Here is a 7,807-nt window from a genome sequence, read left to right as displayed (position 1 = left end):
ACCTGCTGGCCGCCGGCGCCCCGGCCGCCTGCCCCGCCGAGATCGTCAGCGCCGCGAGCACCCCGCAGGAGCGCCGCGCCAGCTGCACGCTGGGCACCCTGCAGGAGACGCTGGCGCGCGAGGGACTGGCCAGCCCCGCGGTGCTCTTCGTGCGCTATCCCAAGTCGCTGGCGGCCGAGTTGGCCGGGCGGGCGCGCCCGGCGGCCTGACGGCCGCGACGCTTGCGCCGGCCCGGGCAAACCTGCGACAAGGATCGTCACGAAGATGTTGCAAAGGTTGCGCATATGGCCTCCATGACCCTCGCCGACTTTCTCACAGCCCCGCTGCCCGAGGCCCAGGCTCCCGAGGACATGGACGTCACGGGACCGGGCCGCTTCTTCAACCGCGAGCTGAGCTGGCTCGGCTTCAACTGGCGCGTGCTGGAAGAGGCCGAGAACCCGCGCGTGCCGCTGCTGGAGCGCGTGCGTTTCCTGTCGATCTCGGCGGGCAACCTCGACGAGTTCTACACCGTGCGCGTCGCGGGCCTGCGCGAGCTGGCCCATGCGGGCAACACCACGCCCGCCGCCGACGGGCTGACGCCCGCGCAGCAGCTGATCGAGATCGACGCCGACGCGCGCCGGCTGATGGCGCACCAGCAGAAGGTGCTGCACGAGCTCGAGGACCTGATGGCCGCGCAGGGCATCGACATCGTGCCGCTGGACGAGCTGACCGGGGACGACAAGAGCTACCTCGAGGAGGCCTTCCTGACGCGGGTCTTCCCGGTGCTCTCGCCGCTGGCGATCGACCCGGCGCACCCTTTCCCGTTCATCGCGAACATGGGCTACTGCCTCGCGATCACGCTGGAGCGCAAGCGCGACCGGCGCACGCGCAACGCGCTGCTGCCGATCCCGCACCAGATCGACCGCTTCATGAAGCTGCCCGCAGAGGACGGCACGCACAGGTTCATCTACCTCGAGGACGTGCTGCTGCTGCACATCGAGAAGCTGTTCCCCGGCTACCGGGTGAAGGATCACTTCGGCTTCCGCGTGCTGCGCGACAGCGATCTCGAGGTCGAGGAAGAGGCCGAGGACCTCGTGCGCGAGTTCGAGGTGGCGCTGAAGCGCCGCCGCCGGGGCGAGGTCGTGCGCCTCACGGTGACGGCGGGCGCGCCCAAGGCGCTGCGCGAGATCGTCATGCGCGAGCTTCACGTCACCGAGGACGAGGTGATCGAGCTCGACGGGATGATCGGCATGGCCGACACCAAGGAACTGGTACTGGAGGACCGGCCCGACCTGCTCTGGACCACCTTCACGCCGCGCGTGCCGGAGCGGGTGCAGGACCACGAGGGCGACATGTTCGCCGCCATCGCGCAGAAGGACATGCTGCTGCACCACCCCTACGAGACCTTCGACATGGTGGTGCGGTTCCTCAACCAGGCGGCGCTGGACCCGGACGTGGTGGCGATCAAGCAGACGCTCTACCGGACCTCCAAGAACTCGCCCATCGTCGCGGCGCTCTGCGAGGCCGCCGAGGAGGGCAAGTCGGTCACCGCGCTGGTGGAGCTGAAGGCGCGCTTCGACGAGGCCGCGAACATCCGCCAGTCGCGGCGGCTGGAACGCTCGGGCGCGCACGTGGTCTACGGCTTTCTCGACTGGAAGACGCACGCCAAGATCTCGACCGTGGTGCGGCGCGAGGGCGACAGGCTGGTCACCTACACCCACTACGGCACGGGCAACTACCACCCGATCACGGCCAAGATCTATACCGACCTGTCGTTCTTCACCTGCGATACCGCGCTGGGGCGGGATGCGACCAAGGTCTTCAACTACCTCTCGGGCTACGCCATGCCGGAGGGGCTGGAGAACCTCGTGATCTCGCCCCACACGCTCAAGCCCAAGATGCTTGAGCTGATCGCGGCCGAGGCCGAGCATGCGCGCAAGGGCCGCCCGGCGCAGATCTGGCTCAAGATGAACTCGCTGATCGAGCCCGACATGATCGACGCGCTCTACGCCGCGAGCCAGGCGGGGGTGAAGATCGATTGCGTGATCCGGGGCATCTGCGGGCTGCGGCCGGGGATCAAGGGGCTGTCGGACAACATCCGGGTGAAGTCCATCGTGGGCCGTTTCCTCGAGCATTCGCGGATCATCTGTTTCGGCAACGGCCACGGGCTGCCGCACGACAAGGCGCGGGTCTTCATGTCCTCGGCCGACTGGATGGGGCGCAACCTGAACCGGCGGATCGAGACCGGGGTCGAGATCTCGAACCCGACGGTGAAGGCGCAGATCGTGAGCCAGATCATGGCGGCGAACCTTGCCGACACGGCGCAGAGCTGGGTGATGGAGCCCTCGGGGCGGTTCGTGCGGCACCCGGTGCCGGAGGGCGAGTTCGCCTTCAACTGCCACCGCTTCTTCATGGAAAACCCCTCGCTCTCCGGGCGCGGCTCGGCCGGGGCGGCGGATGTGCCGAAGCTGACGCACGCGGACTGATCCCGGAGGGCGCCACGAAATTGCCGCAAAATGACCCCGCGGATGCCACGGGGCCTGAAGATTGGCGCAAGGGTTTGACGACAGGTTAACGCCCGCGCCGCATCACGTGGCGGCACGGGCGCCACCATGGGCCCGTAACGTCAAAATGCCGTAAACGCCGCCGCTTGGGCGGCGTCCGTCGCGCAGAACCGCGCCTTCGCAACCCGAAAGGCGACACATCCATGTCGAGCATCCTGACCAACGAGGGGGCCATGACGGCCCTGCAGACGCTGCGCAGCATCGGCGGCGAGATCGAGACCACGCAGGCCGAGATCGCCACCGGCCGCAAGGTCGCGCGCCCGGGCGACAACGCCGCCGTCTGGGCCATCGCCAAGACGATGGAGGCCGACGTGGCGGGCTTCCGGCGGGTGTCGGAGTCGCTGGCGCTGGGGGATGCGACGCTCTCGGTGGCGCGGCGGGCCTCGGAGACGGTCACGGACCTGCTGACCGAGATCAAGGGCAAGGTCGTCACCGCGCAGGAGCAGAACGTCGACCGCGCGAAGATCCAGAACGACGTCGACGCGCTGCGCGACCAGATCGGCGCGGTGGTGGGCATGGCGCAGTTCAACGGGCTGAACCTGCTCGAGAACCGCGAGGCGGGCGCCGGGACCGGCTCGGTCGCGATCCTTGGCGGGCTGGACCGGGGCAGCGCGGGCGTCGAGCCCGCGCATGTGACGATCCGCAAGCGCGACCTCGGCACCGGGGCCTCGCAGATCGCGGCGACGGGCGGCACCTATGCCGCCGGGGTCGCGAGCGTGACGCTGAACGACACGCGGACCGGCACGATCGACCTGGCCGGGGAAGCGATCACGGCGGGCACGGCCTTTTCGCTTTCGGTCTTCGGCACCGATGCGGACGGGTCGAGCTTCGACCAGGCCGACTGGCGGACCACCGCCGCCGCCGCGCAGACGCAGGGCGAAATGGCGGCGGGCTCGCTGGGCTATGTCGCGCGCGACGGCGATACCGCGGGCGACGTGGCCCGCGCGCTGGCGCGGCGGTGGGAGGCCTATGCGCTTGGCAACGGGCGCGATGCGGATGTGCTGGCGATCACGGCCACCGGCGGCGGGCTGCGCCTGAGCTCGGAGGTGACCGACGGCAGCGACCGGATCGCGGTGAGCCTGAACCGGCTGGACGCGGATGCGGGCAACACCATCGGCGGCGGCCTCGAGATGCTGGCCGAGCTCGACGTGACGACCGCCGAGGGCGCGGCGCTGGGGCTTGGCCAGATCGAGAGCCTGATCGGCGTGGGTATCGAGGTCTCGGCCGAATTCGGCTCGGACCAGCGGCGGCTGGAGACGCAGGCGGACTTCGTGAGCGGGCTGAGCGACTCGCTGCGGGCCGGAATCGGCACGCTCGTGGACACCGATCTCGAGGAGGCCTCGGCCCGCCTGCAGGCGCTGCAGGTCCAGCAACAGCTGGCCGTGCAGGCGCTGTCGATCGCCAACAGCGCACCCGGGGCGCTTCTGGGGCTCTTCCGCTAGGCCGCGGCGGTCCAATCAAGACCCCTTCCCCCCCGCGCCAAGGCCGTGCTAAGCACCTCGCAACCAAGGCCGGGGACCAATGATGGACGGAACCAGCGACTCCGCCCAGGGCGACGGCGGGCTCTTCGGACGCCCGATCTTCGAGGATCCGCAGGCGCGGCGCCTGTCACGCGTGGGTGTCGTGGACATCGGATCGAACTCGGTGCGGCTGGTCGTCTTCGACGGCGCCGCCCGCAGCCCGGCGTATTTCTACAACGAGAAGATCATGTGCGGCCTCGGCGCCGGGATGCCCGAGACGGGGCGCCTGAACCCCGAGGGCAAGACCCGCGCCATGGCCGCGCTGAAGCGCTTCCAGGCGCTGGCGCGCGGCATGGAGCTGCCGCCGCTCACCGCCGTCGCCACCGCCGCCATGCGCGAGGCCGAGGACGGCCCCGCCTTCCGTTCGGAGATCGAGCAGGAGACCGGCCTGCGGATCTGGGTCATCGACGGCGAGGAGGAGGCGCGGCTCTCGGCGCAGGGTGTGCTGCTGGGCTGGCCGGGCGCCGATGGGCTCGTGTGCGACATCGGCGGCTCGTCGATGGAGCTGGCGCAGGTCAAGGCCGGACAGGTGGGCCGCCGCGTGACCTCGCAGCTGGGCCCCTGGCGGTTCATGGACCTCGAGGGCGGCAAGAAGGCGCGCGAGAAATACATACGCAAGACCATGAAGGGCCTCGCCGAGACGCTGCAGACGACCGGCAAGCGGCTGTTCCTCGTGGGCGGCTCGTGGCGCGCCATCGCCCGCATCGACATGGAGCGGCGCGCCTACCCCCTGCATGTCCTGCACGAGTATCGCATGGACGCGGCCGCCGTGCTGGACACGCTGAAATTCATCGAGAAGTCGGACCCCGACGAGTTGCGCAGCGCCTGTTCGCTCTCCTCGGCGCGGATGAGCCTCGTGCCCTACGCGGGCGAGGTGCTGAAAGAGCTGCTGGCGGCCTTCGAGCCGTCGGAGATCGCGATTTCCTCCTACGGCATCCGCGAGGGGCTGCTCTACGAACAGATGCCGCAGCAGCTGCGCGACCGCGACCCGCTGATCGAGGCCTCGCGCTTTTCCGAGGCCAAGGACGCGCGGCGCCCGGGCTTCGGCAAGAAGCTCTACAGTTTCGTGCTGCCGCTCTTTCCCGGGGCGGATCCGTCGCGGCTGCGGCTGGTGAAGGCCGCCTGCCTGCTGCACGACGTGAGCTGGCGCGCGCATCCCGACTACCGGGCGCAGACCTGCTTCGACAACGCCACGCGCGCCAACCTTGGCGGGCTCACGCATGGCGAGCGCGTGTTCCTCGGGCTGGCGCTGCTGCACCGTTACAAGAACAAGCGCGACGGCACCCGGTTCGACGATTTCTACGCGCTCATCGACGAGGACCAGCAGCGCGAGGCCGAGGTGCTGGGCAAGGCGATGCGCTTTGGCTCGATGCTGTGGATGTCCGACACCTCGCGCGAGGGCGCGCGGCTGGAGTGGGACAGCGCGGCGCGTAAGCTGACGCTGTTCCTGACCGAGGAGGCCTCGCCGCTCTACGGCGAGGTGGCCGAGTCGCGGCTGAACGCGCTCGCCCGCGCCATGAGCGCCGATGGCGTCGAGGTGAAGACCGAAGGGTGAGGTCCGGCCCCGTGGGCCGGGGCCCCTGCCCTAGAGGTCGATCCCCTCGCCTTCGTCCGTCATGTGCTCGTCGCCGGGCAGGGGCTCCTCGAGCGGGTCCTTCCGGCGGAGGATGATGTCGCCGTTGGGCAGCATCTCGGGCGGGTGATATTTCGACCAGTCCTGCACGTCGTCCATAAGGTCGCGCAGCGCCGGGCCCATCTCCTCGGAGAAGCTGCGAAGCGCCGGTTCGATCTCGCGGGCCATGTCCTGCAGCTCGCGCAGGGCGGGGTCGAGTTCGTCCTTCAGGCCGCGGAAGAACAGGTCGGCGCCGCGCTTCATGAGGCTGCGGCCGTCCTCCTCGGGGGCGGTCTCTTCGGGGGCGTCTCCGGGGGCCATGTCCTGCGCCGGAAGCGGCGCGGCGAACAGGCTGGCGGCAAGGGCGATGGCGATGGGCTGTCTCATCCCCATGATATCGGGTGCCGCCGGCCCCGCGACAAGACCTCACAGGTCGATGTCGATCGTCACCGGGAAGTGGTCCGAGGCATCCAGCAGCGCGCGGTGCAGCTCGGGCGTGTGCCAGCAGGCCGGGTCGTCGAAGGGATGCCAGATGCGCCAGCGTGGCTCGCGCGCGCGCAGGTCGGGCGAGACCATGATGTAGTCGAGCATGGCCTGCATGTAGTGCTGCTGATCGGCCAGGTAGAAGCGCGCCGTGGTTGGCTGCGGGCCGAACTTGGCGTGCAGCGCGGCCTGGGCGTGCGGGTCGTGCAGCGGCACGCCGCCGTCGCCCAGCACGATCTCGACCGAGCTGCGGCCGAAGAGGTCCTCGTATTCGTCGAGACCGGGACCGTCGTTGAGATCGCCCATCACCATGAGGCTCTCGCCCGCGTCGAGCAGGGTCTCGACCCGGCGGCGCAGCCAGATCGCCTGGGCGAGCTGCTTGCGGCGGTTGGCAATGGCCAGCCGCATGACCTGGTCGCGGCCGCGGGCGCCGCGCGGGGCCTTGGACTTCAGGTGCGCGCCGATCAGGTAGAGCACCTGCCCCGAGGCGGTGATCGCCTCGACCTCGAGCGGGGGCTTGGAAAAGACGACGCGGTCCTCGGTGGCGTCGATGTCGAGGTCGATGCGGAACTCGCGGTCGAAGCGCGGCGCGCGTTCCGAGCCGCCCGGCACGTGGCGGCAGGTCAGCACCGCCGGATCGTAGAGCAGCGCGATCTCCTGCTGCGTGTCATTGGTGAAGCCGGTCAGGACCTCCTTCGTGCGCAGGTCGAAGGCCTTGGCGAAGGTCAGCAGCGCGCGGGTGGTGGCGCGGCGCGAATTGGTGTCGGGCGCCTCGATGATCATCACCGCGTCGGCCTCGAGCGCGGTGAAGACGATGCCCAGCGCCTCGGTCTGCTGCAGGCGGGTGATGTCGTGACGCGAGGACCAGCCGCCGTCGGCCAGCAGCTCGCCCGCGTCGTTGAAGAGCGAGTCGAACCACTCGACGTTGTAGGTCGCGAGCCGCACCCGCGCTCAGGCGGTCTGGCGCGCCGAGATCTCTTCCCAGGCGCGGTTGATGTCGATGAGCCGCCGCTCGGAGAGCTTGACCGCCTCCTCGGGCACGCCGCGCGCCTGCATCACGTCGGGGTGGCTGTCGCGCACCTGCTTGCGCCAGGCACGGCGGATCTCGGCCAGCGGCATGTCGGGCGTGACGCCCAGCACGGTGTAGGGATCGGGCGCGGCGTCGGGCACGAAGCGGGCGCGCAGGGCGCGGAACTCGGGCTCGGCGATGCCGAAGATGCGCGCCACCCGCTCGAGGAACTGGTCCTCGTCGGGGTGGTAGTCGCCGTCGGCCACCGCGATGTAGAAGAGCCCCTCCATCAGGTCCGAGAGCGGCGCGCTGCGGTCCGCGAACATGCGGCGGACGCGGCGGGCGTATTCCTCGTAGCCGGCGACGTCCTGCCGCGCGAGATTGAAGACCCGCGCCGCCGCCGCCTCGTCCTCGGGGGCGATGTAGAAGACCTCGCGGAAGGCCGCGACCTCGTTGCGGGTGACGCGGCCGTCGGCCTTGGCCATCTTCGCGGAGAGCGCGATGACGGCGATGGTGAAGGCCACGGTGCGCTCGGGCGGACGGCGCAGCCGCTCGAAGACGGCGGTGAGCCCTTCGCCCTTGGCGAGCGCGGAGAGCGCTTCGGTGATGCGGGTCCAGATCGACATGGGGGCAGCTTACG

General features: G+C 70.0%; 6 protein-coding genes and 1 pseudogene. 4 read left to right on the top strand and 3 right to left on the bottom strand.

Annotated features, from left to right (window positions below):
• The 4 genes and pseudogenes from SALMUC_RS30295 to SALMUC_RS05290 all read left to right on the top strand — a co-directional run.
• A pseudogene (locus SALMUC_RS30295) lies at positions 1-209 on the top strand (uroporphyrinogen-III C-methyltransferase); the annotation flags it as partial.
• Between the two features lie 84 nt (positions 210-293).
• Positions 294-2,465 carry an RNA degradosome polyphosphate kinase gene (locus SALMUC_RS05300; protein WP_037371216.1) on the top strand — a complete coding sequence of 724 codons (2,172 nt, stop codon included), beginning with the start codon at positions 294-296 and terminating at the stop codon, positions 2,463-2,465.
• Between the two features lie 221 nt (positions 2,466-2,686).
• Positions 2,687-3,985, top strand: a complete 1,299-nt coding sequence (locus tag SALMUC_RS05295; RefSeq protein WP_020040920.1) for a flagellin N-terminal helical domain-containing protein — start codon at positions 2,687-2,689, stop codon at positions 3,983-3,985.
• A gap of 82 nt (positions 3,986-4,067) precedes the next feature.
• Positions 4,068-5,618: a Ppx/GppA family phosphatase gene (locus tag SALMUC_RS05290; RefSeq protein WP_037371214.1), complete on the top strand. Its 1,551-nt coding sequence runs from the start codon at positions 4,068-4,070 to the stop codon at positions 5,616-5,618.
• Between the two features lie 30 nt (positions 5,619-5,648).
• Here SALMUC_RS05290 and SALMUC_RS05285 read toward each other — a convergent pair whose 3' ends face one another.
• The 3 genes from SALMUC_RS05285 to SALMUC_RS05275 are packed head-to-tail and all read right to left on the bottom strand — an operon-like array spanning position 5,649 to position 7,793.
• Positions 5,649-6,062, bottom strand: a complete 414-nt coding sequence (locus SALMUC_RS05285; RefSeq protein ID WP_020040918.1) for a hypothetical protein — start codon at positions 6,060-6,062, stop codon at positions 5,649-5,651.
• A 39-nt stretch (positions 6,063-6,101) separates the two neighbouring features.
• On the bottom strand, positions 6,102-7,103 hold the full coding sequence (locus tag SALMUC_RS05280) for an endonuclease/exonuclease/phosphatase family protein (RefSeq protein ID WP_020040917.1): 1,002 nt from the start codon (positions 7,101-7,103) through the stop codon (positions 6,102-6,104).
• Positions 7,104-7,109: 6 nt separating this feature from the next.
• Entirely contained in the window at positions 7,110-7,793 is a 684-nt protein-coding gene (locus SALMUC_RS05275; RefSeq protein WP_020040916.1) for a molecular chaperone DjiA, read from the bottom strand.
• Positions 7,794-7,807 lie beyond the last annotated feature (14 nt).

Origin of the sequence: Salipiger mucosus DSM 16094 (assembly GCF_000442255.1) — a bacterium.
Lineage (GTDB): Bacteria > Pseudomonadota > Alphaproteobacteria > Rhodobacterales > Rhodobacteraceae > Salipiger > Salipiger mucosus.
The sequence above is the reverse complement of the archived record's forward strand: the minus strand, read 5'-3'. Positions and strand labels throughout refer to the sequence as shown.